This window comes from Rothia sp. HMSC065D02, from assembly GCF_001815285.1.
GTDB classification, from domain to species: Bacteria; Actinomycetota; Actinomycetes; order Actinomycetales; family Micrococcaceae; genus Rothia; species Rothia dentocariosa.
The window spans coordinates 1-205 of the sequence record NZ_KV820090.1; the positions used below are offsets into that span (position 1 = coordinate 1).

Below are 205 nucleotides of genomic sequence, written 5' to 3' on the forward strand. Positions count from 1 at the left end.
GTTGTTGAAGATGTGGATGCGGGTGTCGGGGTTTTTCTTGTGGTAGTCGGTGATGATGTCGGCGGAGTCATCGGGGGATCCGTCGATCATGATGAGCAGTTCAAAGTTGGGGTCTGTTTGGTTTCGGACGGATTGTATGGCGTTGATGACGGTGTTGGCGGTGTTGTAGACCGGCATGATGATGCTGGTACGAGGGGTACGCATA

At 53.2% G+C, this 205-nt stretch carries 1 protein-coding gene; it reads right to left on the reverse strand.

Annotated features, from left to right (window positions below):
- Window positions 1–204, reverse strand: a 204-nt coding sequence (locus HMPREF3016_RS06415) for a glycosyltransferase family 2 protein (protein WP_141757710.1), incomplete at its 3' end; no start/stop codon positions are given.
- Window position 205: the final 1 nt, after the last annotated feature.